This is a genomic window from Micromonospora sp. NPDC047740, assembly GCF_043204735.1.
Classification (GTDB): Bacteria; Actinomycetota; Actinomycetes; order Mycobacteriales; family Micromonosporaceae; genus Micromonospora.
In genome coordinates this window covers 59663-85929 of the sequence record NZ_JBIDCT010000018.1, presented here as the reverse complement: position 1 = coordinate 85929, position 26267 = coordinate 59663, and the positions used below count along the sequence as shown (strand labels likewise).

Annotated in this window: 19 protein-coding genes; 1 reads left to right on the top strand and 18 read right to left on the bottom strand. The window is 71.8% G+C overall.

Features of this window, described 5'->3' with window-relative positions:
* The first annotated feature begins 177 nt into the window (after nt 1-177).
* Complete coding sequence (locus tag ACGF4F_RS28675) at nt 178-666, top strand: transcriptional regulator (RefSeq protein ID WP_013285505.1); 489 nt, start codon at nt 178-180, stop codon at nt 664-666.
* Nucleotides 667-737: 71 nt separating this feature from the next.
* Here the strand turns inward: ACGF4F_RS28675 and nusB are convergent, their stop codons facing one another.
* The 18 genes from nusB to ACGF4F_RS28585 form a co-directional block, all read right to left on the bottom strand.
* The gene (nusB, locus tag ACGF4F_RS28670; protein ID WP_357442783.1) at nt 738-1148 is read right to left on the bottom strand and encodes a transcription antitermination factor NusB; all 411 of its coding nucleotides are present in this window, start codon (nt 1146-1148) and stop codon (nt 738-740) included.
* 23 nt (nt 1149-1171) lie between these two features.
* Nucleotides 1172-1729, bottom strand: coding sequence for an elongation factor P (gene efp, locus ACGF4F_RS28665; protein ID WP_357442643.1), 558 nt, complete (start codon nt 1727-1729; stop codon nt 1172-1174).
* 472 nt (nt 1730-2201) lie between these two features.
* Complete coding sequence (gene aroQ / locus ACGF4F_RS28660; protein ID WP_357442641.1) at nt 2202-2642, bottom strand: type II 3-dehydroquinate dehydratase; 441 nt, start codon at nt 2640-2642, stop codon at nt 2202-2204.
* Nucleotides 2639-3718: a 3-dehydroquinate synthase gene (gene aroB / locus ACGF4F_RS28655; RefSeq protein WP_357442639.1), complete on the bottom strand. Its 1080-nt coding sequence runs from the start codon at nt 3716-3718 to the stop codon at nt 2639-2641. The genes aroQ and aroB overlap by 4 nt, the downstream gene beginning before the upstream one ends.
* Nucleotides 3715-4236, bottom strand: a complete 522-nt coding sequence (locus ACGF4F_RS28650) for a shikimate kinase (protein WP_073835332.1) — start codon at nt 4234-4236, stop codon at nt 3715-3717. Before ACGF4F_RS28650 ends, aroB begins: the two co-directional genes overlap by 4 nt.
* Nucleotides 4236-5414, bottom strand: coding sequence for a chorismate synthase (gene aroC, locus ACGF4F_RS28645; protein WP_357442637.1), 1179 nt, complete (start codon nt 5412-5414; stop codon nt 4236-4238). Before aroC ends, ACGF4F_RS28650 begins: the two co-directional genes overlap by 1 nt.
* Nucleotides 5415-5536: 122 nt before the next feature.
* On the bottom strand, nt 5537-6442 hold the full coding sequence (locus tag ACGF4F_RS28640) for a hypothetical protein (RefSeq protein ID WP_357442635.1): 906 nt from the start codon (nt 6440-6442) through the stop codon (nt 5537-5539).
* Nucleotides 6443-6576: 134 nt separating this feature from the next.
* Nucleotides 6577-12546, bottom strand: a complete 5970-nt coding sequence (locus tag ACGF4F_RS28635) for an RHS repeat-associated core domain-containing protein (RefSeq protein ID WP_357442633.1) — start codon at nt 12544-12546, stop codon at nt 6577-6579.
* A 341-nt stretch (nt 12547-12887) separates the two neighbouring features.
* A complete protein-coding gene (locus tag ACGF4F_RS28630) occupies nt 12888-13781 on the bottom strand; it encodes a sulfotransferase domain-containing protein (RefSeq protein ID WP_357442631.1) in 894 nt (297 codons plus the stop codon).
* Nucleotides 13782-13794: 13 nt separating this feature from the next.
* The gene (locus ACGF4F_RS28625; RefSeq protein ID WP_357442629.1) at nt 13795-15333 is read right to left on the bottom strand and encodes a polysaccharide biosynthesis C-terminal domain-containing protein; all 1539 of its coding nucleotides are present in this window, start codon (nt 15331-15333) and stop codon (nt 13795-13797) included.
* Entirely contained in the window at nt 15330-16919 is a 1590-nt protein-coding gene (locus ACGF4F_RS28620; RefSeq protein ID WP_393082047.1) for an O-antigen ligase family protein, read from the bottom strand. The genes ACGF4F_RS28625 and ACGF4F_RS28620 overlap by 4 nt, the downstream gene beginning before the upstream one ends.
* Nucleotides 16920-16944: 25 nt before the next feature.
* Nucleotides 16945-17892, bottom strand: coding sequence for a glycosyltransferase family A protein (locus tag ACGF4F_RS28615; RefSeq protein WP_357442625.1), 948 nt, complete (start codon nt 17890-17892; stop codon nt 16945-16947).
* Complete coding sequence (locus tag ACGF4F_RS28610; RefSeq protein ID WP_357442623.1) at nt 17885-19513, bottom strand: lipopolysaccharide biosynthesis protein; 1629 nt, start codon at nt 19511-19513, stop codon at nt 17885-17887. Before ACGF4F_RS28610 ends, ACGF4F_RS28615 begins: the two co-directional genes overlap by 8 nt.
* Nucleotides 19514-19688: 175 nt before the next feature.
* On the bottom strand, nt 19689-21584 hold the full coding sequence (locus ACGF4F_RS28605; protein WP_393082111.1) for a delta-60 repeat domain-containing protein: 1896 nt from the start codon (nt 21582-21584) through the stop codon (nt 19689-19691).
* 238 nt (nt 21585-21822) lie between these two features.
* A complete protein-coding gene (locus tag ACGF4F_RS28600) occupies nt 21823-22770 on the bottom strand; it encodes a glycosyltransferase (protein ID WP_357442619.1) in 948 nt (315 codons plus the stop codon).
* Between the two features lie 85 nt (nt 22771-22855).
* Complete coding sequence (locus ACGF4F_RS28595) at nt 22856-23689, bottom strand: phosphatase PAP2 family protein (protein WP_357442617.1); 834 nt, start codon at nt 23687-23689, stop codon at nt 22856-22858.
* Between the two features lie 299 nt (nt 23690-23988).
* The gene (locus ACGF4F_RS28590) at nt 23989-25224 is read right to left on the bottom strand and encodes a hypothetical protein (RefSeq protein ID WP_357442615.1); all 1236 of its coding nucleotides are present in this window, start codon (nt 25222-25224) and stop codon (nt 23989-23991) included.
* A gap of 105 nt (nt 25225-25329) precedes the next feature.
* Nucleotides 25330-26232 (bottom strand): glycoside hydrolase family 16 protein, encoded by a 903-nt coding sequence (locus ACGF4F_RS28585; RefSeq protein ID WP_357442613.1) that lies wholly within the window; start codon nt 26230-26232, stop codon nt 25330-25332.
* Nucleotides 26233-26267: the final 35 nt, after the last annotated feature.

Below are 26267 nucleotides of genomic sequence, written 5' to 3'. Positions count from 1 at the left end.
TCACCGGGCCGACCGTCGGCGGTACTGACCCCCGGGTCAGGCCGGCGAAACCGGGACAAGTCCCCCGCCTGCCCCAACGGTAACGTCACGAGCACTTGACCCGGTGTCCCAATCCCCGTACCGTCACGCTCCGTAGCGATAGCTGGGAGAACCCCGAGCAGCACTGGGAGTGTCCGAATGCCCTCTGAATACGCCAAGTCGCTGGGCGCCCGCCTGCGCTCCATCCGCCAGCAGCAGGGCCTGTCCCTGCAGGGGGTGGAGGAGAAGTCGAACGGGCGGTGGAAGGCTGTGGTGGTCGGCTCGTACGAGCGTGGCGACCGGGCCGTCACCGTGTCCCGCCTGGCGGAGCTGGCCGACTTCTACCGCGTTCCCGTCTCGGAGCTGCTGCCCGACGGCAGCGGGGTGCGCCACGAACCCACCAGCAAGATCGTCCTGGACCTGGAGCGGCTCTACGACGAGGCCTCCGAGGACCTCGCGTACGTCGCCCGGTACGCCCGCGCCATCCAGCAGCAGCGCGGCGACTACAACGGCCGGGTGCTCTCCATCCGCGCCGACGACCTGCGGGCCCTCGCGATCGTCTACGACGCCTCGCCGTCGGGTCTGATCGAGCGGCTCACCGAGCACGGCGTGCTGGTCGCCGACCCGCGCGCGTTCTTCGCGTCCTGACCCGCTGTCGCCACGACGAGGGCCCGTGCCGGACGGCACGGGCCCTTCGTCGTTCGTGGTGACGCCGCCGGTCAGCGGGTGGCGTACTCGGCGATCCGGCCGAGGATGCCGTTGAGGAAGCGCGGCGAGTCGTCGGTCGACATCTGCCGGGCCAGCTCGACGGCCTCGCTGATCGCCACCGCGTCGTCGATCTCGTCGACGTAGAGCAGCTCGTAGACCGCGATCCGGGCCAGGTTACGGTCGACCACCGGCATCCGGTCGAGCGTCCAGCCCTCGGCGTAGCTGGCGATCAGCTCGTCGATCCGGTCGAGGTGCGCCGCGACGCCCTCGACCAGGCCCACCGCGTAGCCCAGGTGCTCGGGGCGCGGCTTCTCGATCCGCTCGAGGTACCCGGCCAGCACCTCGACCGGCGGGCGGTCCCGCAGGTCGGCCTCGAAGAGCACGTCCAGCGCCCGCTTGCGCGCCTTGCGGCGCGCCGGCATCTGCTGCTTGGGAGCCTCGGCCATCAGGCGCGGCCGAGGTAACGGCCGTCGCGGGTGTCGACCTTGATCTTCTCGCCGGTGGTGATGAAGAGCGGCACCTGGACGGTCGCGCCGGTCTCGACGGTGGCCGGCTTGTTGCCGCCGGTCGACCGGTCGCCCTGCAGACCCGGCTCGGTGTAGGTGACCTCGAGCACGACCGAGGTCGGCAGCTCGATGTACAGCGGCACACCCTCGTGGGTGGCGACGGTCGCCTCGGCCTCGGGGAGGAGGTAGTTGGCGGCCTCGCCGACGGTGCCGCCGGGGACGCTGATCTGGTCGAACGTCTCCAGGTCCATGAAGACGTAGTCCTCGCCGTCGGCGTACAGGTACTGCATGTTGCGCTTGTCGACGGTCGCGGTGTCGACCTTGGTGCCCGCGTTGAAGGTCTTGTCGACCACCTTGCCGGACAGCACGTTCTTCAGCGTGGTACGCACGAACGCACCGCCCTTACCGGGCTTGACGTGCTGGAACTCGACGACGGCCCACAGCTCGCCGTCGAGGTTGAGTACCAGGCCGTTCTTGAGGTCGTTGGTGGTGGCCATTTCCTGCCTTGATCATCAATTGGCGGACAGACCCAAGAAGTCTACAAGCTGTGTCGAACCGGGTCCGCCGCGCTGCGCGCGGGGCCGGCCGGGTGCCCGCCGGGCGAGCGGCCGAACGTGCCGGACATCACCCAGAGCGACAGTCATGGCCACCGGAGGCACCGACCGCACCCGCCTTTGCTCTGCAGCCATCGGCGCAACACGCACGCTCCGTGACGAAGCCGGGCGACGATCCGGGCGGGGGCGGAGCCGGTCGTTGCAGCTCAACCGGGTGATGCGTGGATGGCTGCAGAGCAAAGGGCAGTGACCACCCCACGCCGGGGCGGCAGACCCGGCAACGGAACGTGACGAAGATGACGAACACGGAGAGCCACAGCCGGCGGCACGGGCGCGGGCCGATCGTGCTCGGGGCGGGCGGACCGCGCGGAGGGTGCGCCGGCGCGGGCGGCAGGGGGCGAGCCGCCGGGACGGGTCAGGCGTCGCCGGCCAGCCGGGCGGCCAGGTGGCGCAGGGCGAGCCGGTAGCCGTCCACGCCCAGGCCGCAGATCACCCCGGTCGCCACCGCGGAGACCACCGAGTGGTGCCGGAACTCCTCGCGGGCGTGGATGTTGGAGATGTGCACCTCGACCAGGGGGCCGCGGAGCATGGCGCAGGCATCCCGGACCGCGATGGAGTAGTGCGACCAGGCGGCCGGGTTGAGCACCACCGCTGCCCCCTCGTCGGCCGCCGCGTGCAGCCAACCCAGCAGCTCGTGCTCGGCGTCGGTCTGCCGGACGACCACGTCCAGCCCCAGCTCCCGGCCGGTGTCCACGCACAGGGTCACCAGGTCGGCGTAGCTGGTGACGCCGTACACGTCGACCTGGCGGGTGCCGAGCCGCCCCAGGTTAGGCCCGTTGAGCACGTACACCCTCATGAGCTGATCTCCCGGTAGGCGTCGTGCAGCAGCTCGTCGTCCGGGCCCTCCAGGATCGCCGGGCGGGCCGGCCCGTCCAGCACCACGAAGCGCAGCGTGTTCCCGCGGGCCTTCTTGTCCACCCGCATGGTGGCCAGCAGGCGCTGCCAGGCGTCGGCCCGGTAGGTGGTGGGCAGACCGAGCAGGCCCAGCACCGCGCGGTGCCGCTCGGCGGTGGCCGGGTCCAGCCGGCCGGCGAGCCGGGCCAGGGTGGCCGCGTAGACCAGGCCCACCGCAACGGCGTGACCGTGCCGCCAGCGGTAGCCCTCGACCTTCTCGATCGCGTGGGCCAGGGTGTGCCCGTAGTTGAGCACCTCGCGTACCCCGGACTCGCGCAGGTCCCCGGAGACCACGTCGGCCTTGACCCGAATCGCCCGTTCGATCAGCTCACGGGCCACCGATCCGGCCGGGTCGACGGCGGCTGCCGGGTCCCGCTCGACCAGGTCGAGGATCACCGGGTCGGCGATGAAACCACACTTGACCACCTCGGCCATCCCGGCGGCCACGTCGACCGGGGGCAGGGTGTCCAGGGTCGCCAGATCGCAGATCACCCCGGCGGGCGGATGGAAGGCGCCGACCAGATTCTTGCCGACCGCGGTGTTGATCCCGGTCTTGCCGCCCACCGCGGCGTCGACCATGCCCAGCAGCGAGGTCGCCACGGGCACCCAGCGCACCCCGCGCAGCCAGCAGGCCGCCACGAAACCGGCCAGGTCGGTGACGGCGCCGCCGCCCACCCCCACCACGGCGTCGGTACGGGTGAAGCCGGCCTCGCCGAGCCGGTCCCAGCAGGCGGCGGCCACGTCGATGTGCTTGCCCGCCTCGGCGTCCGGCACCTCGATCAGCAGCGGCGCGACACCGGCCGCCCGCACCTGTTCGGCGATCCCCTCGGCCAGGCCCTTCAACGCCGGCGCGTGCAGGAAGGCCACCCGTTCCGCGCCGGGCAGCAGCCGCGGCGGCGGGGTGAGCAGGTCACGACCCACGAGCACCTCGTACGGCCGCTCGCCGCCGACCGGGATCCGCGTCACCTCGTCGGTCATCGCGCCGCCCGCCCGTCGGCCGTGAGCAGGGCGGCGAGTTCGACGGCGAGCTCCTCCGGGGTACGCCCGTCGGTGACCACGGTGGCAGTCGCCACCTCCGCGTAAAGCGGCCGACGCTGCTCCATCAGGTGTTTCAGTGTGGCCCGGGGGTTGAGCGCCAGCAGTGGCCGGCCGGCGCCCAGGCCGACCCGCTTCACCGCGTCGGGCAGCTCCACCGACAGGTGCACGACGGTGTGCCCGATCAGCGCGGCGCGGTTCTCCTCGGCGAGGACCGCGCCCCCGCCGAGGGCGAGCACCCCGGGGTGCGAGGCCAGCGCCGCCGCCACCGCCGCCCGTTCGAGGGTACGGAAGTGGTCCTCCCCCTCGTCGACGAAGATCTCCGGGATCGGCTTTCCGGCGAGCTGCTCGATGTCGGTGTCGGTGTCCCGGAACGCCACGCCGAGCGCGGCGGCGAGCGCCAGCCCCACCGTGGTCTTGCCGGACCCGGGCGCCCCGACCAGCACGCAGACCGGCCGGATCACCGGATCACCAGGGCGTCGAGGTAGCCGGCCAGGTTGCGGCGCATCTCGGCGACCGAGTCGCCGCCGAACTTCTCCACCGCGGCCTCGGCGAGCACCAGGGCCACCATCGCCTCGGCCACCACCGCCGCGGCCGGCACCGCGCAGACGTCGGAGCGCTGGTTGATCGCGGTGGCCGGCTCCCCGGTGGCGACGTCGACCGTGGACAGGGCCCGGTTCAGCGAGGAGATCGGCTTCATCGCGGCCTTCACCCGCAGCGGTTCACCGGTGGTGATGCCGCCCTCCAGGCCGCCGGCCCGGTCGGTCACCCGGCGTACCCCGGCGGCCGTGGGCAGGATCTCGTCGTGCGCCTCCGAGCCGCGCGAGCGGGCCTGCTGCCAGCCGTCGCCGATCTCCACGCCCTTGATGGCCTGGATGGACATCAGCGCGGTGGCCAGCCGGGCGTCGAGCTTCCGGTCCCACTGCACGTGGCTGCCCAGGCCCGGCGGCACCCCGTACGCGAGCACCTCGACCACGCCGCCCAGGGTGTCGGCGTCCTTCTTCGCGGCGTCGACCTCGGCGACCATCCGGGCGCTGGCCTCCGGATCGAGGCAGCGCAGCGGGTCGGCGTCGATCCGCGCGGCATCCTCCGGGGTCGGACGCAGGCCGGGCTTCACAGCGACCGGGCCGAGCTCCACCACGTGGGAGACGATCTCCACGCCGAGCGCCTGCTTCACCAGAGCCTTGGCGACCGTGCCCACGGCGACCCGGGCGGCGGTCTCCCGGGCGCTGGCCCGCTCCAGGATCGGCCGGGCGTCGACGTGGCCGTACTTCTGCATCCCGGCCAGGTCGGCGTGGCCCGGGCGGGGACGGGTGAGCGGGGCGTTGCGGGCCTGCCCGGCCAGCTCCACCGGGTCGACCGGGTCGGCGGCCATCACGGTGCGCCATTTCGGCCACTCCGAGTTGCCGACCCGGATCGCCACCGGGCTACCCAGCGTCACGCCGTGCCGCAGGCCGCCGATGATCTCGACCTCGTCCTGCTCGAACGACATCCGCGCGCCCCGGCCATAGCCGAGCCGGCGGCGGGCCAGCTCACCGGAGATCTCCGCGGTGGTCAGCTCGACGCCGGCGGGCACCCCGTCCAGCATCGCGACGAGGGCGGGTCCGTGCGATTCACCTGCAGTCAGCCAGCGCAACACAGCGGTCAGTCTGTCACGCCCGGTGTCCGCCCCGATGCTCCGCCCACCGCGTCCCGCCCTGCGGACGGGCTGAGCACCCGGGGCTGAACCTGGTCGGACCCCGCGCAGCTCGTGGTTTCCAGTTAGCCGGCCAGCGGACGTCGGCGCACCGCTCTAGGTACGGCCGCCAGGAGAAGTCCGAGAACGACGGCGATCCCGCCGAGATACGCCAGCGGCCGCAGCCCGAAGAAGGTATAACCGAGCCAACCGGGGGTCGGACCTGTCGGGTCGAGGTAGGCCGTGAGGATCGCTGCCCCGCTGAGCAGCGTCGCGGGGAGCACCGCCAGGAGGCCACCGCCGCACAGCAATGCGACAACCTTCCGCCGGCCGGGGTGCAACCGGTGCGCCCGCTGAAATACGTAGGCGGCCAGCAGCCAGCCGGCCGGTCCACCGACAACGAGTCCGACACCGGTCAGCGAAAGAGCGTCGGCGGGCGTCGTACGAGTGAGGGCGACCTGCAGCCCGTAATGAGACTCGTCCAGGTCCCCCTCGGAAAAGATCTCGACCAACCAGCCTTCCTTGATGGCCGCTACCTCCGGGCAGCATCCGCTCAGGTCGCTGCTCCGCAGTTTCCAGCCGGCCTCCTGCATACGACGGCCAGCCGCCTCAACCATGTCCCGCCGAGGCTGGTCGTCCGAATACGTGAACTGGAAGAAGACCTTTCCTGCCCGATATTCGTCCGTCCCTCCCAACAAATAGAACCAGCGCGGATCGAGATACTCCGGATTCTGATCGAAGGTGAAGTCCCACCGTTGCGGCTCTACCGGCGCTCCTGGCGGTAGTGCCCGGCCGACCAGTTGACGCACTTCGACGTCTCGGGGCAAGGGTGGGGCGCTGCGCCAGCCAAGAAAGTTGCCGAAAGCTCCCAACGCCACCGCGGCGGTCACGGCCGCACTCACGGCGAGGGTGACGCCGAGAGCCCCCCAGACACGGAAGCGGTATTGAATAGCTCCTAGAAGAAGGCTCGGAGCCTTCATCGTCTGTGGCATTGGTTCTCCTTGTCTGGTTCCCGCATGGCCACGACAGATGTAGCCATGAACGACACATTGCCCTGCCCGGAGAGGGCCGCAGCGTGCTCGCTGCGGCCCTCTCCGCCGGCATCGCCGGAGCGGTCAACTGCCGGTCAGGACCACCACACGCTCACCGTGAGCCGTTCCCAGCCGTAGATGGGGCGCCACCATCCGTACAGCCGGACTGCGTCGGTGTCCTTCCAGTAGCGACGAGAGGAGTTCCACGGGTAGAGCCACTGCAGCGGAGTCCTCGAGCAGAGCTTGTACGCCCCACAGCGGTCACGTGCGATCCGCACCTTCGCCGGACCGAGGTTGTAGACCGCGCCGCAGAACCAGGTGCAGTCGGTGGACCCCTCACCGCTGGCGTCGTAGCAGGTCAGCGGATCGGCAGAGCAGTACTCGTAAATGTTGGCGCTGCCCTGATAGACGGGATCGACCTGGAGGAAGCGACCCGTCGCGGGGTTGTAGAGCCGTACACCCATCAGGATCAGACCTGCCGGCGTATCGCTGGCGCGGAGCTCGGAGCCCAACCACCCGTATCTCCGCGCACCTGCGTCAGCACTGTTGCGAGGCAGCCCGTACTCGGTCTGTTCGCTCGTGAAGGACAGCCCGGACCCGCTGCCCGACATCCCGGCGACCACGTCACCATGCAGGTTCAGCAGGGTCCACGTGGTGCCACTGGCGCTGCTGACGGTACCGGCCACACCGGTCAGGCTGATGACCGGACGGGACACGTTTGTGCCACCCTCGTCGGTCCAGGCCGGATTGTCGCCGTCTCCGCTGTAGTGATGCTTCTTCGTCTCACCGGAGGCGGTGTCGGTCCATGACCGGAGCCTGGTCGCCATGACGTCCAGGTCGTAGCTTGCCGTACGGGTGCCCTGGGTGATCGTTCTCACCATGTCGTTGACGTGGTACGTGAGCTGTGCGGCGCCTCCGGCTACCGCAGAGTCCCCGGCCGGCTGGCTGAGGACCCGCCCGAGAGCGTCGTACGTGTAGCCAGCGCCATCAGTCCGGGCAGCGCTGTCGTACGTCCACGAGCGCGTCGTGGTCGCAGTCGCGGTTTGACAGGCACCGCTCGCGTCCGGGCCGTACTCTACAAGGCCGGTCCGGTTGGTTCCCTCGTCAAGGTCGTACGCACGAACGACGCACCGACCACCGGCCGTGTCGCTGACCTTGACCAGTCGGCCGGCCCCGTCGTACGTGTTGGCCTGCGCGGAAAGGGTCCCGGCCCGCTTGAGCCAGTCACCGTGAGCGCCGCGCTGCACGCTCTCGGTGTAGAGGGTGCAGGTGGTCTGACCACACCCGGGCAGCGTGTAGGTGATGCTGCTGGGATCTCCGGTCTCATTGATCACGTAGTCGACCACGACCCCGTTCGGCCAGCTCTGGCTGACGACCTTGCCGTCGGCGTCGTACGCGGCGTTGAAGGTGCCGGCCTGGCTGTCCACAACCGTCCCCGGCAGCCCTCGGCGCTCGCTACCGACGTCGTATGTATAGGTCCGGGTGGCCTTGCCGTCGTCGACCGTCGCCGGCCTGCTGGCGATGTCGTACGTATTCACCGTGGTGTTGCCGTCTGCGTCAGTGTAGGAGGTGGCGCGACCCAGCGAATCGAAACCACGGGCGACCTCTGCCGTCACCGCTCCCGAGCCGTTGATCGACTGAGTGCGCAGAAGATGGCCGGTGGCAACGTCGTACACGCTGCGACGCTTCTCCACGGGCTCACCGAGGCCGGACGCCGAGACCGTCTCCTCGTACCGGCGACCGGCTGAGTCGTAAGTCGCCTCCCGGCTCCTGACCTGGCCCGACGAGGTCTTCTCGATCGTCAACCGGACCTGGCCGTACATGTCGTACGTGGTTTCCGTGGCGGGAATCTCCTGGCCGGACTCGGGCTGGCCACCGACCTGAACCCGGCAGACCAGGCCTGCCCACTCGGGTCGCCCACCACACCCTGGGTAGGTGCCGTTGGCCGCCGAGGTGTAGTAGATCGTCAACCGGGTGGCCGGGGTGGTCTCGACACTGCCGCCAGCCGCCGTGGTGTTGCTCGTCACCCGCCCGGCGGCGTCGTAGCCGGTCCGGGTCGTGAGATCGAGTCCACCCGGGTCGACCGTGATCTTCGTCGGCTCCCGCAGCGTCCAGTCGTACTGGGTAGTGGTGGTACGGGTGTCGGCGTCAGCGGTGGTGCCTGCGTTCACGTAGCTGATCGAGACCCGCTCCGTGGTCGGCAGGTTGAACGGCCCGCCGGTTGCCGGGGCCCCCTCGTCGTAGATCCAGCGGGTGTGCGTCCGGCCCCGGATGACTACGCCGCTAGTCAGCACGGCCTCATGCTCAGGCCCGAAGCTCTCCAGCAACTCATGGCCATCCGTGGCGTACACCTTGGTCGTGGCCAGCCCGGCCGCGAGTGACGCTTCGGCTGCCGCGTCATCGCTCCCGGACTGGTCGAGTGCCCGCTTTCGGTTTCCCGGCGTCAGCTCACGAACGACGTTGCCGAACGCGTCGTACCAGGTGGCGGCGAGTGCGCCGCCGGGTACTGCGGTGTTGACCGCACGAGCATTGGCATCCAGGTAGGTGACCGTGGCCCGCTCGTAGGACGCGGGCAGGATACCGGCCGCCTGATCGCCGGTCGGCACCTGCGTCACCGGAAAGACCGCCGTGGCATCCGTCGGCGGCTCGTCCTGCCCCCAGCGCCTGGTCTGCGTAGCGGAGAGGTCATATGGAGCGCCGCTGCCGGAGGTGGGAACCCGGTAGACGACGGTCTGTACGGCGGTCCCCGCCGTCAGGGCCGTACGGGTCACTGCGGACAGCCGCCCCTTGCCTGGGTCGGTGGGCAACGTCGTGTACGAGAATTGCCACGGCTGCAGGCCAGGAGGGGTCATCGACACGATGACTCCAGCGGTGTCGTAGGAGTACACCGTCCGGACCGAACGCACACCGTTGTCGTCGGTGTAGTCCAGGCGAGGATCCCACACAGCTCTCAGCCGCCCGGTGTTGTCGTAGGAGTAGCGGGCCACGACGACGCTCCGCATGGCAGGCGTGACGAGGTCCGGGTCCCAGGCGGTGTACGACACCTCGTCGAGTCGCCCTGTGTAGCTGCCCCAGGTCCCGTCGGCGACGCCGGTCGCGGTCGTCGAGGTAGCGTAGGAGAAGGTCAAGGCCCGGCAACCGCGCACCAACGTCGTGCAGGACACCCCCGCCGCCACCGGCGCCAGCATTCTGGTCGGCCGCATGACGTCGGACGACCCGAGCGTCACCTTCTGCCAGGAGTAGGTCGACGTGTTCTCGGACCCAGGCGAGCTCACCGAGGTCGGGGTGTAGACGCCGGCAGGGTCGGTCGACGTACGGGTGAAGCTGGTCGCCTGGCCATCACTGTCGGTCAAGACGAAGGTGTCGCTGGTCGCCTGGTATGTCAACTTCTGCGACTCCGCGCCAACCTGCGACTGATAGTCCACCCCGGTGCTGTCGGCCTTCGTAAAGCCGAGCACCGACCCGTCAGGCAACTTCACCTGTACGAGGCTGCCGTAAGTCGTGAGCTCGTTGTAGGACCCCGTCGACTCCGTCGCGGCGAAACCCGATACCCAGCCCGATCCGAACAGCGGATCCACGGCGTCGGGCTGCCGGCTGTTGAAGGCCCGGGACAGGGACAACCCCGACACTGCCACATCGGACTGGTTCAGCTGCAGATTGCCGGTGATGAGGTTGACCGAGCCGGGACCGATGTCCGCGCTCTCGGCGCTGGCGCGGTTGCGGTCGAACGTGATCCGGATGGGCGGCTCGCCCACATTGTCGAACTGACCCCGGAACTCCAGCGGGCCATCCCGCGGAATGCCCTGGGCATCTGCGGCGGCGAGGGTGGCCTCCACGTTCCAGATGACCTTTGGGATGGCGCCGTTCGATGCCTTGAGCGGCCATCCGGCCACCGTGCCACTACCGTCCGCGTAGGCCACATCTGCCTTCGGCAGGACGGTCCAGGTGTCGGCACCGGCCCGGCGCCATTGGTAGCGCACGCCGGTGATGGTCGACGAGATCACCGAGGTGATCTCGACCTTGGCGGCGGTGACGTCACCGACCTCCGGCGACGTCACCGCCGCCGAACCCACCTTGAACGGGTACCCGCGCACGTTGGACAGGTTGCCCGCCGAGTCCCGGCTGCGGACGTAGATGGTGTGGAAGCCGGCGGTGGGCGGGGTCAGCGTCACCGACGCCTGCGCCCCGAGGCTGGGGGCGTTGACCACCTTGTCCGGCGGGTTGACGTCCATCGCGTACACGTAGGCGGCCACATCACTGGCGCCGTTGGGGTCGAAAGTGAACACACCGGGGACTCCGGCGTCGCCGCCCCACTCGTTCTTCGGGTAGGTGGTGGAGCTGGTCCACGGCGGGCTGGCGTGCGTGGTGTCCACGGAGAACTCGCAGAACGACGACCAGGTGCCGTCGACCGCGCCGTCGTTGCCGCGCACCCGCCACTTGTAGGAGGAGCCGTTGGCCAACACGCCGGACGGGATCGTGGCGCTCAACGTGGAACCGGAAGCCGCGGTGCCGGTGACCGTGCTGCCGAGCTTGGTGGAGCCGGTCAAGCTCCACCACTCGAACTCCGCCTTGACCGGCGACGCCTCACCGTCGGAGATCACAGCCCGCAGCTGTGGGGTCAAGCTGTTGATCTGCGGACGGCCGCTGCCGGTCGCGCAAGCCGACTCAGGCACCGTCGAACGCGTGCCGACGGTCGGGTACGAGTTGTAGCTCACCACCGCGTACGGCACCTGAGAGCTGTCGACCGCGTTGCGGGAACGGAACTGCTTGAAACTGTTGCCGGTCGTCTCGTCCGTGCCCCGCACACCCATATACGCGGTGGACTGCCCGGCCGTGGCGGCCCGCTGGAAGAAGCTGGTGCCACTGATGCTCACCCAGCCGTCGTCGCAAGCCGACGAGTAGCCCTTGGTCTGAGTCGAGGTCGCCTCCTTCTGGATCCAGGCCGGCTGCGTGCCCCACCGGGTCGCCGAGGAAGCCTGGCCAGTGGTCCAGATCTCCCAGGAGTTCGCGGTGCAGGTGTTCGACCAGAAGTTCCAGAAATAGACCGTCGCCGACGTGACCTGCTTACCGGCCAGCGCGGAGGTAGGCCAGTGCACGAAGGCGCGTGCCTTGACGCTCGGCGAGCCGGCCAGCAGGCCCAGCTGCAGGTCATTCATCCCGCTGCGGTCGACCGCGTCACCCTCCTTCACGTACGTGTCGAAGGACGTGTATAGCGGGTTGATCTGCGGATCGATGGTCACCGGGTACTGGGTGGCGGGATCCTTCAGCCACTTCAGGTCCGGGGTGAGCCGCATGGTCAGGCCGCCGCCGGCAGCCTTGGCGTTCTTGGCGGGCCGCTCGGCCCGGGTGGGGATGACCGCCCGACGGGTCGGCTCCTCGGAGCCCGGCGCCCGCTGCGCGTCCCACATCTCCGGTGCCGGGATGCCCGCGATCGGCCTGCCCTTGGCGTTCGTGAGAATGAGCCCACCGGTGGGGTCCTGGGTGAAGGAGGAAAGCCCCTTGCCGGTGACCGGCAGCGCCAGCGACGGGATCCGGTCGACGGCCGATCGGTCCTTGACCGTCAGGTATTCGGAGAAGCCGGTCCGGGTGGCCTCGACGACCAGGTCGATGCCCGGCACGACGTTCCGGTAGGTGGCCCGGTTCTCCTCGAGGGCCGGCGCCGGCAGGGCGCCCGGCCAGCCGAGGGCGAGCCGCCCGTCACCCTTGCCGACCGCCGCCAACTCCCCGGCGGCCGACCGGGCTCCCGAGATCCACAGGTCGAGTGGGTGCGCGGCAGCGCGCACCGAGCCGTCGGCTTCCGGCCGAAGGGTGAGGTCGATAGGCACCCAGCGGTTGTCCCGCCGCACTCGCACCGGACCGGCGTGGACAGTCGCCTCGACCTGCCCGTCGGGATGGGCGATGTACTCGGTCGAATCACTGGTCATGCCCGTGATCCGGACCCGCTTGCCGGTCATCCGGGCGGTGATCAGGGCGGCGATCTCGTCCGGCCGCTCCAGCACCTGATCCGGTACCGTCTGCGGTGCCGCCTGCGCCTTCTGCGCCGGAATCTCGTTGGCGACGGTCACCGCCAATACCGCCGCCATCCCAGCGGTGAGCAGTCTGCCCCACCGGGCGGTCGTCAGCCTCGCACAGCCGATGATCGAGCCGGCTGTTCGTACCCGTGCAGGAGCCATTAATGGCCCTCCCCCGTGTCGTTGGACCAAAACGAGGCACAGGCTACGATGCGACGAGATCGAAGGTCAACGATAACTCTGGGTTGCCGAAATGGGCCTCCGCCCGGAAGAGAATCCGCAGCCTGTAACACCACCTTCGGCGGAGCGGCTACCCACCGTCACAGCCGGACCGACCACTGGAGACGCTCCACAAAGGACCGGAGGACGGGAGATGATCGACTTGCCCTTTCCACTCAAGGTCCCCAGTGGAAGGCCATGCCAAGCCGGTCGGCGAGGGCCGCGTTGTACGGCGCGTAGTACCGGGTCAGTTCGTCGCGCACCGCGGCGTCCATGGCGCTGCTGCGCCGGTCGTTGAACACCTCGTACCGGTCGAGCTGGTACGGCGGCAGCCCGAGGAAGTCCAGCACCCGCGCGTACGCGGCGGCCGGCTCCCGGTAGAACGTCTCGCTGGGCAGGATGAGCAACTGCTCCCGGTCGAACCGGTCCAGCCACGGCTCCAGGTGCTCCAGGTACCGGCCCCGGGCCCGATAGCTGTACCAGTCGTAGGCGTTGCTGACGTACGTCGGGTCGGCGATCAGCTTCTCCCGCTCCCCCGCCGTGCGCTCCTCCTCGGCCGCGAGGGCCGCGGCGAAGCCGAGCGGCTCCACGCCCTCGGTGCGCCGCTCCTTCCAGTGCGAGTACGCCCGCTCCACCGGGTCACGCAGGAGCACGATGAGCTTCACCGCCGGGATCAGCTCGGCCACCCGGGCCGGAGCGAGGGGGTGGAACATGTACAGCGGCGCGGCCTCCCCCACCCGGGTCGGCCCGCCGTGCCGGCGTTCCAGGGCCCGTCGCTGCCGCTCGGTCGGGAAGTGCGAGCGGTACCAGGCCTCGCCCCGGGAGTAGGTGTCCTCGAAGTAGTGCGAGGTCTTGGTGTTCCAGGCCGGGAAGAGGCGCGGCACCAGGGGGTGCTCCAGCAGGTACCGCCAGAGCGACGTCGTCCCGCCGCGCTTGGTGCCGATGACCAGGAAGTCCGGCAGCGGCCTCCGGTCGCTGGTCCGTTCCCCGTAGCGCACCAGCGAGCTGCGCACCCCGCTCAGCACCGGGGCGGGCACCAGCGTCTTCACCCGGTCCCGCAGCGTCGTCATCCTGTCCTCCTCGTCATCGGGGTGGCCGCCCCAACAGGGTGGGCACGGTGGTGCGCATCCGCCGGCGTACCTTGGGGTGCAGCAGCAGCGCGACCGCGAGCAGCGCCACCACCCCGAGGGTGAGGAACAGGCCGGCCACGCCCCGACCGGCGACCGCCGCCCCCGTCCCGGCCACGACGGCGGTGCCCGGCGCGGCGACGACCGCCGCGCGCAGCACCTCCCGCGTGATCAGCGGCTCACCGACGACCCGGCGGGCGGCCGCCGTGGCGATCACGTTCTCCACCACGATGCCGGCCGTCCAGGCCGCCGCCGCGCCAAGCGCACCGTGGGGCGGAATCAGCACCAGGGCCAGCCCGACGTTGAACACCAGGCCGGCTGCAGCGGCGAGCAGGTGCCGCCGGCTGCTGCCGCTCATCAGCAGCAGGGTCTGCACGATGCCGGTGCCGGAGTTGACCATCATGGCGCCCGCGAGGACCGCCATGGCGGACGCGCCGGCGGTGAACTCCGCGCCGAACAGCCACAGGAAACCCGGGGCGAATATCGCCAGCAGCAGGTACCCCGGCCAGGACAGCGCGATGATCCAGCTGGTGATCCGCCGGTAGACCAGGACCGCCTCGACCCGGCGGCCCTGCCCGAGCAACCGGGACAGCTGCGGCGCGACGGCCACCCGCAGGCCCTGCATGACGAGCAGCCCGGCGAGGGCGTACCGGCCGACCGCGCCGATCACGCCGGCCTCGGCCTGGTCGGCGAGGGCGGCGGTGAGCAGCACGGTGAGCCACATGCTGCTGGCGTCGATGGCCGCCGACGCAGCCCGGGGCAGGGCGAATCCCCAGAGCGTGCGCCAGTCCTCGCCGACCGGGCGCAGCGCAGCACCGGCAGCGAGGCCGAGCGGGCGGACCAGCAGCGCCGCGCCGACCAGCCCGGCCAGCAGCACCGGGGCGAGCCAGCCGGCGAAGACGGCGGTCACCCCCGCCCCGGCGGCGACCGCGGCGAGCACCAGCGCGGGACGGGCGGCGGGCAGCAGGACGTACTGCACGGCGACCAGGGCCGCGACCGGGCGGACCGCGCGGACGGCGGCGAGCAGCAGGGTCATCGCCACCACGAACGGCAGGCCGGCGAAGGCCAGCCGGAGCAACTCCTCGCCCCCGGTCGTGCCGGGATCGAAGAACACCGGCGCGAGCAGCCCGGACAGGGCGACGCCGGCCGCCGCCACACCGACGGTGAACAGCAGCGCCGGCGACAGCGCGACCGGCAACAGGCGGGCCGCGTCGCCGGTTCGGCCCGCCGTGCGCCGGGGCAGGGCCCAGACCAGCGCCGTGTCCGCGCCCGCACAGCAGAGCGCACCCAGGACGGTGACGATGCCGATCGCGGTGAACATCGCACCGGAGCCGGCGGGTCCGAGTCCGCGGACGATCACCACGGTCAGCACGAAACCGAGCAGGCCGTTGACGGCGGCCCCGGCCAGTCCGACCATCCCGCTGCGCGTGCCGCGGCGGACCTCCCGCTCGCCGACGGTCGCGGGCGCGCCCGGCACGGCCGTCGTACCGGTCACGGCGTCCCTCCCTGCCGTGGCGCCTCGGGCGCCGGACGATCCGCGACGGTGGTGGGCGGTGGCGAAACGACCGGGTCGGCCGGCGCCCGGGGCTCTGGCACGACCGGCGCCGGCGCGTGTTCGGCCACCGGGTCGGGCGCGCCGGTTGCCGGGCCGGGCACCGAGGCGGCGGTACGCAGCGGCACGGTGGCCACCCCGGCCCGTGCGGACGGCTTCCGCCGGCCTGGCACCGCCGCCCGGCCGAAGCCCCTGGTCCGCCACGACCGCAACGGCACCGGGCGGGACATGGCGGACGGGCCGAGCGCGGCCCGGTTGACCGGCCCGGCGACCGCGGCCAGCCCGGCGCCGACGGCGAAGAAGATCACAGACAGGTTCGGGTCGATGTACGCGTACACCGGAATGACCACCAGGGCGATTACCGGGACCGTGCTCAGCCAGAAGCCGGCCGGCGACACCGCAGCGGCCAGCCGCCGGGCGGCCAGCAGCAGCCAGGACAGGAAGACGAACAGCGCCGGGATGCCGTGGCTGTAGAGGATCTGCCAGATCAGCCCCTGGGTGCCGAGTGGCTCCTCGGCCAGCGTGGTGTCGACGCTCTTCGGCGCGCCGTAGCCGAGCAGCGGCGAACGCTCGACCGCCTGCCAGGTACGCAGGTACAGGTCCATCCGGTCGACGTTGGTGTCGGTGGTGCTGACCCGTGCGTTGATCATGTCCTGGACCGGGACCACGAGGCTGACGATCCAGACCAGCAACACCAGCCCGGCGATGGAGAGGATGAGGCGGGCGTTGCCCCGGAGCAGCGCACGCAGGGCGAGGTAGAGCAGGCCGGCGCCGAGGCCGAGGAACATGCCGCGGTTGAGCGTCAGGAACGCCGGCACCACCGACAGCGGCAGCGAGAGCCAGAGCGCCCGCCGGAACCGGCCGGTGCGCACCGAGGTCAGGTACGCCAGCACGCACGGCACCAGCAGGGCGTACGCGGTGCCCCAGTTGTTCGTGTACGGGTACGGCGCGGCCGTGCGGTAGATCGGTGCCCGGGAGACCGGGTTGAACTCGTTGAGCCGCACGTGGGTCAGCGCCTGGATGTACCGCTGCCCGCTGACGGCGTGCGGCAGCGCCAGCTCCACCGGGGTGGTCAGCGCGAAGGTGGGGGCCAGCACGGCCAGCCAGCCCAGCGCCACGATGCCGAGCCAGTACCAGCCCAGCGGGCGCAGCACCCGCTCCCAGGCGGCGCCCTCCCGCACCAGGGTGTGCACGTACACGCCGACGATCAGGGCGGTCACCAGGAAGCCGAAGCGCAGCCCGAAGGTGAGGTAGGCGGTGGCCCGGTCCAGCCGGCTGGCGCTGAGCAGCACCAGGGCGAGGAACAGCAGCCAGCAGGCGGTGCCGGCGGGCAGCGGGACGCGACCGCGCGCGACGAGCAGGGCGAGCAGCACCACGCCGAGCACCGACCAGCCGAGATAGAACGCGCCGAGCGCCCACCACAGCGGCATCAGGGCGAACATCAGGGTCAGCGGCCAGACCGGCAGCGGCGCGGCAGGCATAAGCCGCGACCCGGACGCGCCGCCGCCCGCCGGTCGCGAGGCGCTCACCGGCGGGAGGGTCCCGGCCGCCCGGTCAGACACCCCGTCCCGTCCGCTGGGCCAGCCGGAGGACCCGCTCGCCGGACAGCAGGCCGAGCACCACGGGGACGGTCACCAGGACTCGCTTCTCGCGCGGGTTGAGCCGGAGCACCCGGCCCAACTCCCGGACCGCCTCCCGGCGGCACCGCCCGGAGGCGAGGGCGAAGGCGATCTGCCCGTGCAGCCGGGCCAGCCCGGTCCGGCTGCGGGCCAGTTCGGGGTGCTTGTCGATGAGGTATCGGGTCGCCTCGACGATCATCGCCCAGCGGCCGAAGAAGAACGAACCCCCATGCCAGTCCACCACCACCAGGACCTCAGGCACGATGACCACCGGACCGTGCGCGGCGATCCGCAACAGCCACTCGTAGTCCTCGCCGTAGCCGCCGGGCAGGTCCTCGTCGACCGGGCCGACGGCGTCCCAGGTGGAGCGCGGCAGCAGGATGGTGCTGGAGTGCACCTCCATGATCCGGTCCTCGACGAAGTCGGACAGGGTCACCTCGGTGGCGTCGAGCCGCCGTTCCTTGGCGATGCCCGGGCCGTCCAGCCGGATGCCGCAGCTGATCGCGGCGGCGTCCGGCCGGACGGCCAGCAGCTCCGCCTGGCGGCGCAGCTTGCCCGGCAGCCAGTGGTCGTCGTCGTCGCAGAAGGCCAGCAGGTCGTGGGCCGCCTCCTCCGCGCCGGTGTTGCGGCCACCCGGCAGGCCCCGCGAGTGGGTGTTGTTGACGTAGCGAAGTGCCCGGCCGCCCGGCACCGGCAGGTCCAGCGGGCGGATGTCGGTGTGGTCGTAGACGACCAGGCATTCCACCGGCCCGGGATAGTCCTGTTCGAGCACCGCACGGACGGCTCGCTCCAACAGCCCCGGGCGGTCCCGGGTGGCCACCACCACGGTCACCGGCGGGTACACCCCGCCCGCCCGGACGGCCGGCTGGTCGTGGTCAGTCACGCCCATCTCCCGTCAGTACGAATCCGAACGGCTCCACGCCCACCGCACGCAGCCGCTCGACCAGGCGGACCAGCTCGGCGATGCGGGTCCGGTCCCGGGCCGCCACCACCACCGCGCGGCCCTCCCGGGCGGCCCGCACGCCCCGCTCGTCGTGCAGCGCGGGCGGTGCGTCGAGCACCGTGAGGCCGTCCCCGGGCAGGGCGTGCAACTCGACCAGCCGGACCGTGCCGGAGCCGATCCGCAGCTCCTGCCCGTCGTTCCGGCTGCCCGCGCCGGCCGCCGCGGGCCGGCTGGCGGGGATGGCCTGGGTCTTCTCCTCGTTGGTGGCGGACCTGTACACCCCGCTGTTCGGCCCGTCCGCGGTCGGGTAGGGGCGCGGCTTCCGCACGGCGGGGATGACGGCCGTGTCGTCGGGTCCGGCGGTGCCGCCGGCAGCCGCCGCCGGTGCGGTCGCCGGCTGCCGCTGCCGGATGACGCGCGCCGGCTCCACCGGCGGATTGCGGCGCTGTGCGTCCAGCATCAACGGCCGGATCCGGTCCAGGCTCTCCGGCGTGACGCCGAGCTGCACCTCGTGTCCGGCGCCGGCGAGCGTGGCGGCCAGCCCACCGGTCACCTGCTCGCGTCCGTCGTTCGCCGACGAGGACAGCAGCACCAGCGGGCCGCGGTGCGGGCCGTCCACCCAGCGGGCCAGCGCGAGCGCGAGGTACCGCAGGTCCGACTCGTCGGGCTGCCCGCCGCGGTTGCGGCGGACCGTGCCCAGCAGCGGCGCACCGATCGCCGCCACCGCCTCGGCCGTGGTGCGCAGCCGTCGGTCCAGGGATTCCCGCGCGAAGGCCACCAGCGCGCCGAGCAGCAAGCCGCCGAGCAGGCCCGCGACGAGGATCACCGGCGCGGCGTCCCGGCTGGACGGGATCGGCTCGCGGGCCGCGCTCGTGATCGACCCGGGGCTGAGGTCCGCAGAGGCGATCTTGGACCGCTGCTCGGCGAGCGTGGCGAGCTGGTCGTTCAGCGCCCGCAGCTGGTCCAGCAGGGCGCTGGTGCGCGGCGACGGGCTGTCCGCGGCCTGGCTCGGCAGGGATCGCTGCGTGGTGGTGCGCTGCGCCGTGACCACCGCGATCGTGTCGTCGTACGACTTCAGCACCGCCGCGCGCTGGTTCTCGTAGATGCCCCGGCGCAGGTCCAGGTACGCCTGGCCCGCCCCATTGGCACCCTGGACCGCCTCCCGCTCGCTGTGCGCGGCGTAGTTGAAGCGCATCACCTGGCCGCCGACCGGGGTCTCCACCTCCAGCGCATCGGCCACCTCCTTGGTGTCCCGGCCGGTGATGGCGGCGACCTTGTCGATGACGTCGTTGCTGGTCGCGATGCCGCTCTCGGCCGTCATGTTCACCGCGCGATCGGCGCCACCGGAGGGCACCGAGAACGGGTCGGTGACCACCGGGCGGATCACCACGGCCGTCGTCGCGGTGTACGTCGCCGGCAGCACGAACAGGTAGAGCAGCACGGCCAGCTGCACCGCCGCCGCCACGCCGAGCATGGTCCGCCACCGCCGGAGCGGAACCCGGGCCAGCTCGACGAGGCCGACCGGGTTCTGTCGGGCGGGAGCGACGTCGGTCACGTCCATCAGTCAGGTCCTTGCGCGATGAGGAATGGGTAACCGCCTCGGGCCGGAGCGGGACCACCCGGGTGACCGTCTCATTGTCACCGGCCGGGTGCCGGTTGCGGCAGTGCGGCCCGAGCCGCCCCGGGCGGTCCGCCATCCCACGAGGGTGGCGGGACCGCCCGGTCGGATCGGACCGTCAGGAGGTGGCGAAAAAGAGCGTCCTGCTCGACCAGTTCACGCCGCCGCCCGCCGCCGCGAGCTGGACCGAGGCGGCGCCGTCGACGGCCGTCCCGTCGAACGGCACCGCGCGCAGCGAGCCGTCCTGATTGCCGTAGACGAGCTTGCCGCTGACCCAGGCCAGGCCGCGCACCCCACCCCAGGACAGGCCGGTGCTGGGCAGGGTGAACTCGGTGCAGCCGACGATGTAGCCGTCCGGCTCCAGATACCGGTAGAACAGCCGGTTCGTACCGGACTTGGTGTAGTACATCCGGCCGTCGAGATAGAACGCCCCGGTCATCGCCGCCGCGTTGAACCAGTCGTTGTATCCGCTGCTCACCCAAGGCGCGCCCACCGCACCGCCCGAGAAGATCGACACCTCGAGGTAGCTGCCGCTCGGCGCGCTCGCATCGGTCTTCGACCAGTAGACCTTGTTGCCGATCGAGAAGGACGCGCCGGCAGCGGTGAGGTTCGGCTGGCTGGCGCTGACCGGGGTGCCGAGCGTGGTGCCGTCGAACGGGACCTTGGTCGCCTGCCCGTTGGCGGAGGAGACGTAGAGGAAGCCCGACGCGGCGGACGGGGCGTTGACCGCCGCCACCGTACGCCCGCCGGCCAGCGGGAACAGGCCCATCCGGCCGTGGTACTCGTTGCCGACGCCGTCGGAGTCGAAGCCGGCGTACAGGCCGGTGCTGCCGCGCCACAGCTCCCACATGATCGGGCCCCAGGTGGTGGTGCCCGCCGGGGCGCCCGAGCGGCCCGGGTTCCAGACCAGCGGCATGCCGTTGATCGGGTCCAGCGCGCCCAGGCCGAACCGGTTGATCGCGCCGGCACCGGCCGAGTCGTTGCCGTTGGCGTTGTTCAGCCAGCGGAAGTGCCCGCCCACGTAGACCACGTTGTCGGTGACCTCGACCGAGGTCACCGAGTCGGTGCCGGTGTAGTTGACCCAGGTGGCGTCGATGCCGGCGCCCCGATCCACGGTCTCGAACCGGGCGATCGCGTCGCAGTACGCCCCGTCGCCCCGTCCGCCGTCGGCGATGATGACGAAGTACGTGCCGTCGTCGGAGAAGTCGACGTCCCGGGCGTAGAACGGGAACGACCAGTCGTAGCAGGGCGCCACGTACCGCTGGGTGCTCCAGTTCGCCACGGCCGGGGTGCCGGCCAGGTCGACCACCACGACCTGGTTACGGGCCTGCCCGTTGACCTGGGTGAAGTTGCCGACCGCCACCAGGGTCCGGCCGTCCGGCGACACCGCCAGGCCCCAGACCAGCTCGCTGCTGGCCCGGGCCACGCTGGCGTCGATCTGGAAGGTCGGGTCGATCGCGCCGGTGGTGGCGTCCAGTCGGGCGAGCAGCGAGTGCTGGGTGCCGTTGACCCAGTGGAACGCGCCGGCGATGTAGAGCTTGGTGCCGACCACAATGGTGCGCCGGACGAGACCGCCGTCGCTGCGCCCGGCCCAGCTGGCCACGGTCGCGCCGCTGGTCGGGTCCAGCTCGACCAGGTTCTTGCGGCTGACCCCGTTCACGTTCACGAAGGCGCCGCCGACGATGAGCTTGCCGTCGGGGCTGACCGCCAGGGCGTGCACGGCGCCGTCCAGCACCGGGTTGAAGCCGGTCTTCAGCGCGCCCGTGGTGCGGTCGTACGCGAAGAGGTAGTTGCGGGTGGTCCATGCGCCGCCCGCCGCCTTCACGGAGGTGAACGATCCGCCGACGTACACGGTGGTGCCGATCTCGGCGAACGCCTTGGTGTCGCCGTTCTGGGCGTGCGGGGTTTCGTCCGCCGGATTCGCCGACGTGAGCGTGCTGGTGACCGGCGTGAGGCCCGCCGCGCGGGCTGGCGCGGCGAGCAGCCCGACGGCGAGCACCGGCGCGGCGAGCACGGCGAGCCACCGCCACACCGGTCGAGACGTTCTGTGAAGCACTGGCGCCCCCAATGAGGTAGTGAGAACACGACTAGCTTGCTGGAAACGGACATTCGGCACCATCAACCGACCGGTCCGCCCGGTCACCGGCTCGGTCCGGTTCCGACGTACGAGTCGCGTCCCGGATCTCCGGTGTGGACGTGGCTCGGTTGTCGACCGGCGGAGGCGGACACGAGGTGGTCCGGCCAAAGTGGCCTCACGCCGGGTCCGTCCACTGAAACGGCGCGACGGCACCGCTCGCCTCGACCGTCCACGATGCCGCCTCCGTCAGGTCCTCGAACGTCACGGCGTCGGCTTCCCGGGCCAGGACCAGGCCGCGGCGGTCCAGATCCCAGGCCAGCTCGACCTGATGGTCGTCGACGTGCTCGTCGTGGCAGCGCCGGCGCGGCACGTAGACGGCCCGGCGGCCGGCCCGCATCGCGGCCAGCGCCGAGCCCACCCCAGCGTGGGTCACCACCACGTCGGCCTCCCGCATCGCCTGCTGCATCTCCGCGTACGGGACCTGCGGGCGCGCACCGGCCGGCAGCTGGGGGATCCGGGTGGACCCGACCTGCCACAGCACCTCCACCTCCGGCGGCAGCACCTCGACCAGTCGGGCCAGTAGCCGGGGGAAGCCGAAGTGCTGGTGAGTGCCGAGGGCGACGACCACCCGGGACACCGGCCGCGGGGTGGCGAGGCGACTGGTGCGGTAGCCGTCGAAGACGGTGCCGCCGTACCGCCACCGCTCGTCCGCCCAGCCCGGGTACTGGGTGTAGAGCCGGGTGCGGGGCACCCAGGCGACCAACTGGCCGGTGAGCGAGGGGCCTTCCGTGCGGGTCGCGCTCTCGATGTAGTGGCAGGCGAGCCCGCGCCGGCTGGCGGGCACGAAGAAGGACATGGCCACGCTGGCGCCGGTGCTGACCACCCGGGTGAACCGGCCGCCGCGCAGCACCCGTCGGGCGGCCAGCAGGTTGCGCGCCGCTCCCATGGCGTCCCGGGTGGTCGCGGGCGGGATGTGGATGACCTCCTGATCCTCCAGGAGGGAACGGCTCTGCGGCGAGTCGAAGGTCGCCCAGACGCAGTCCTCCCGCAGGCCCAGCCTCGGCCGCAGGTCGTACAGCTCGGCGAGATGCCCACCGGTGGAGGCGACGAGAAGGGTGGTCACGTCTTGCCCAACTTCCGTTCGAAGGGTCGCGGCAGGGCGGTTCCGGGCCACCGCGGGAGGAGGTCACGGGCGGCCCGGGCTCGGGTCAGGTGCCGATCGTGACGTCGTGGCGCGGGGCCGGGGCGGTGGACCGCTCCGGGGACCGGAACCGCCCTTCCGCCACCAGGACGGCGAGCACCATCACGCCGGTGAGCAGAGAGCCGAAGATCCAGCCGCCGACGACGTCCGTGAGCCAGTGCTTCTCGGCGTAGACGCGGGTGTAGCCCTCCACGGTGACCAGCATCGCCAGCGCGGTGGCCAGGGTGACGCGGACCCGGCGGGGCATCCGCCAGGTGAGCGCGGCCAGCACCAGGATCGTGCCGAAGGTCATCAGCACCCGCGCGCAACCGCCGGACGGATAGGTGCCCAGGTCGGTCGGCGGGTGGCCCCGGTCGACCACCAGCTTGAGGATCTCCTGGGTGTACTGCTCCACGACGAACTGCAGCGGCAGCGCGACAAGCGGGATCCACCAGCGCCGACGCCGCCAGGCGACGGCGAGGACGAGGGCGGCGACCACGGTGACCCACTTGAGCGGGTACCGGTCACCGATCGCGGTGACGAACGAGTTGACCTCGGCCCACCCGTCGACCCGCCGCGCGTGCACGTACTCGAACACCGGATGGTCGACGTGGGGTTCGAGCCGGGACAGGGCCTCGCCCAGCGGCCAGCAGACGGCGACGACCGCGGCCGAGCCGGCGAGCAGCACGACCACGGCGGCGCCGAGCCGGCCGAAGGCGGCGGTGAGACCGGCGACGGCGACGCGCAGCCGCCCGGCCGCCCGGCTTCCCGCCACGGCCGGGGCCCAGCGGCTGGCCAGCCACGGAACGAGGATCGCCGGCACGAGTACGGCAAGCACCCCGCAGACGTAGATCAGGATCACCGGCGGTCACCGCCGTCGGGCCGCCGGGCGGGCGAATCGGCGCCCGTCCCGGGCCGCGCGACGCGTGCCCGCCGCCGCACGCCCTCTGCCATGCCAGCCACCGGCCGGACCTCCCCGTGCCCACGGCCCAGGGGCGCCCCACGCCACCCGGGCCGGATCGAACCCGCCACCAAGTGACACGTGGTGATCGAGTGCTGACACCCTAGTGGAGCTTCCTCGCCGGCGGTAGCGAGGGCGACGGCTCTGTGGTGTTTTTTCCCGTATTCCAGTCGCCTCCCCGACAACGGGCACCGACCGGCTCAGTCTCGCGGCAGCCCCAACCGGTCGGCGAGCAGGTGCAGCAGGGTGGGGTGCAGTTTGCTGCTCCAGCCGCCGCCCCCGGCGGCGAGTTCCGCGGTGCGCAGCCACAACTCGACGAGGTAGACGTCGGCGACCAGGCGACGGCGCGCCGGGTCGAGACCAAAGACGGCGCCGTACCGTTCCAGCACCGCTGTCATCTCGCCCGCCGCCTCGGCGACCGGCCGGCCACGCAGCGACAGTGCACTCTGGAACGCCTGGTGGGCGAGGTCGAAGCCGACCGGCCGCCCGGTGCCGCTGTTCTCCCAGTCCCAGGCGAAGAGGCGGCCCCGGTGGGTGCCGAGGTTCCAGGGCACCCAGTCGCCGTGCCAGTGGCCGAACTCCAATGTGGTCGTCCCGTCCCGGTCGGCGAGGGCCGCCAGCGCCGGGACGACCGGCCCGCCGGCGCGTCCGGCACGTGCGGTGAGGTCGGCCAGGAACGGCGAGTCGGCCAGCGGCCGGGGCGCGGCCGGCGGGCCGCCGCGCCGGGCGACCGCGAGCATCGCGGCCACCTCCGGCCGTTCCGGGCGGGCCAGCCGGCGCACGCCGGCGGGCATCGGCTCGACCAGGGTCACCGCCAGGTCACCCCAGGCGAGCTCCCGCAGCAGCCGGGGCACCTCGGGAAACTCACCCGCGCCCCGCGGCAACTCCCGCAGCGCGTCGGCCTCCGCGCGGACCATCGCCCGGGTCGCCTCGTTCCAGCCGACCTTCGCGTACGCCCGCGCGGCGCCCCGGCCGTCGAAGAGCTGCAGCGTCGGCTTGTGGTGCGGATCGGGTGGGCGGATGCCGATCGCGGCGTGCAGGGGGCGGCCCTCGATCCGGGCGAGGTACGCGGTGAGCAGCAGCTCGGCGGGATCGGCGGTGGCCGGGACGGCGACGGTCAGCACCGGCATCCGAGCCAGCTGGGTGGCCCCGAGACCGGCCAGCACGCCGACGGCGAACCGGTTGACGCGGACCCGGGGCGGCCGCAGCGCGTTGTACGCCAGCGTCGACGCCGCCCCGACCCGGCGGGACGGCAACGGCAGCAGGAACTTGGCCCGCTCCATCGAGGGCACCACGGCGTACCGGGCGACGACCCGGTGTCCCGGGGGCGGCACCGCGGAGCCGGGGCCGACCCCGAGCCACAGCCGCGCCTCCCCGAAGATCGCCCGGCTCACCCAGCCGAGGCCGTCCTGGCGGATCCGTGGGTCCTCCACCACGTCATGTCCTCCCCTGTGCCAGCCCTGCGCCCCGGCACGCTGGCGGTCACGATATTGGCGACGGGCAACGGTCCGGCCGACGGGCGGGGCGGCCGGTGTTGACGGTCAGCGCTGCCAGACGCGCACGTAGTCGACCCGGAAGTCGGCCGGAAAACGGGTGGCCGCGTCGGGACGGCCCAGCCAGCCCCCGACCTGGAAGTTCAGCCGCAGGTTGAACGGCTTGTCGAAGGCCTCGTCGAACCACGGCGTGGTGCCGCGGTCCCGCTGCCAGACCTGCCGGCCGTCGATGTACCAGCGGATCACCCCGGGCTCCCACTCGGTGGTGTAGGTGTGGAAGCCATCGCCCGGGTGCCCGCTCGGGAACTCCCAGCGCTGGTCCTGCTTGACCGGGGTGTAGTCGTAGAAGATGGCCTGGGTGGCGGCCCGGTGGTACGCCGCACCGCCGGGCAGCTCGACCACGTCGATCTCACCCTTGCCGCCGTCGTCCGGCCGCAGCCAGAACGCCGGCCACAGCCCCTGCGAGTCGCTCGGCCCGTTCGGGGACTCGGCGCGCACCTCGAAGCGTCCGTAGCGGAACGAGGCCTTGCCGATGGTGTCCAGGTAGCTCTCGGTGTACTGCCGGAGCTGCGAGCCGCACGCCGTGGTCTTCCGCTGCGCCCGGAGGGTCAGCACGCCGCCCGAGACGATCACGTTCTCCGCGTCGTCGACGTTGCAGCCGAGGTCGATGTCGCGCGCCTCGCCGTTCCGGACGTTCCACCTGGCCCGGTCGACCGTCGAACCGTCGAACTCGTCCGACCAGACCAGCCGCCAGCCCGGTACGTCCGTAACGTGGCGGTCAGCCGAGGCCGGCGCGGACGGACGGGCCGCCGGCATCACCTCGGCGGCGACCCGGGGCAGCGCCAGGGCGACGAGGCCAGCGACCAGGGCGGCACCGAGGACGCCGAGCACCACGGGTCGGCGGGATCCGCGGACGGCCGGACGGTCGTGCTGGGGCGGGTGCCCGGTCACAAGCACTCCCTGGTTCGGCGAAGGGTTGCCGCAGC

Coding starts and splice junctions, on each gene's coding strand:
- ACGF4F_RS28675 (WP_013285505.1), top strand. CDS start 178: ATGCCCTCTGAATACGCCAAGTCGCTGGGCGCCCGCCTGCGCTCCATC.
- nusB (WP_357442783.1), bottom strand. CDS start 1,148: ATGCCGGCGCGCCGCAAGGCGCGCAAGCGGGCGCTGGACGTGCTCTTC.
- efp (WP_357442643.1), bottom strand. CDS start 1,729: ATGGCCACCACCAACGACCTCAAGAACGGCCTGGTACTCAACCTCGAC.
- aroQ (WP_357442641.1), bottom strand. CDS start 2,642: ATGAGGGTGTACGTGCTCAACGGGCCTAACCTGGGGCGGCTCGGCACC.
- aroB (WP_357442639.1), bottom strand. CDS start 3,718: ATGACCGACGAGGTGACGCGGATCCCGGTCGGCGGCGAGCGGCCGTAC.
- ACGF4F_RS28640 (WP_357442635.1), bottom strand. CDS start 6,442: ATGCCACAGACGATGAAGGCTCCGAGCCTTCTTCTAGGAGCTATTCAA.
- ACGF4F_RS28630 (WP_357442631.1), bottom strand. CDS start 13,781: ATGACGACGCTGCGGGACCGGGTGAAGACGCTGGTGCCCGCCCCGGTG.
- ACGF4F_RS28610 (WP_357442623.1), bottom strand. CDS start 19,513: ATGGACGTGACCGACGTCGCTCCCGCCCGACAGAACCCGGTCGGCCTC.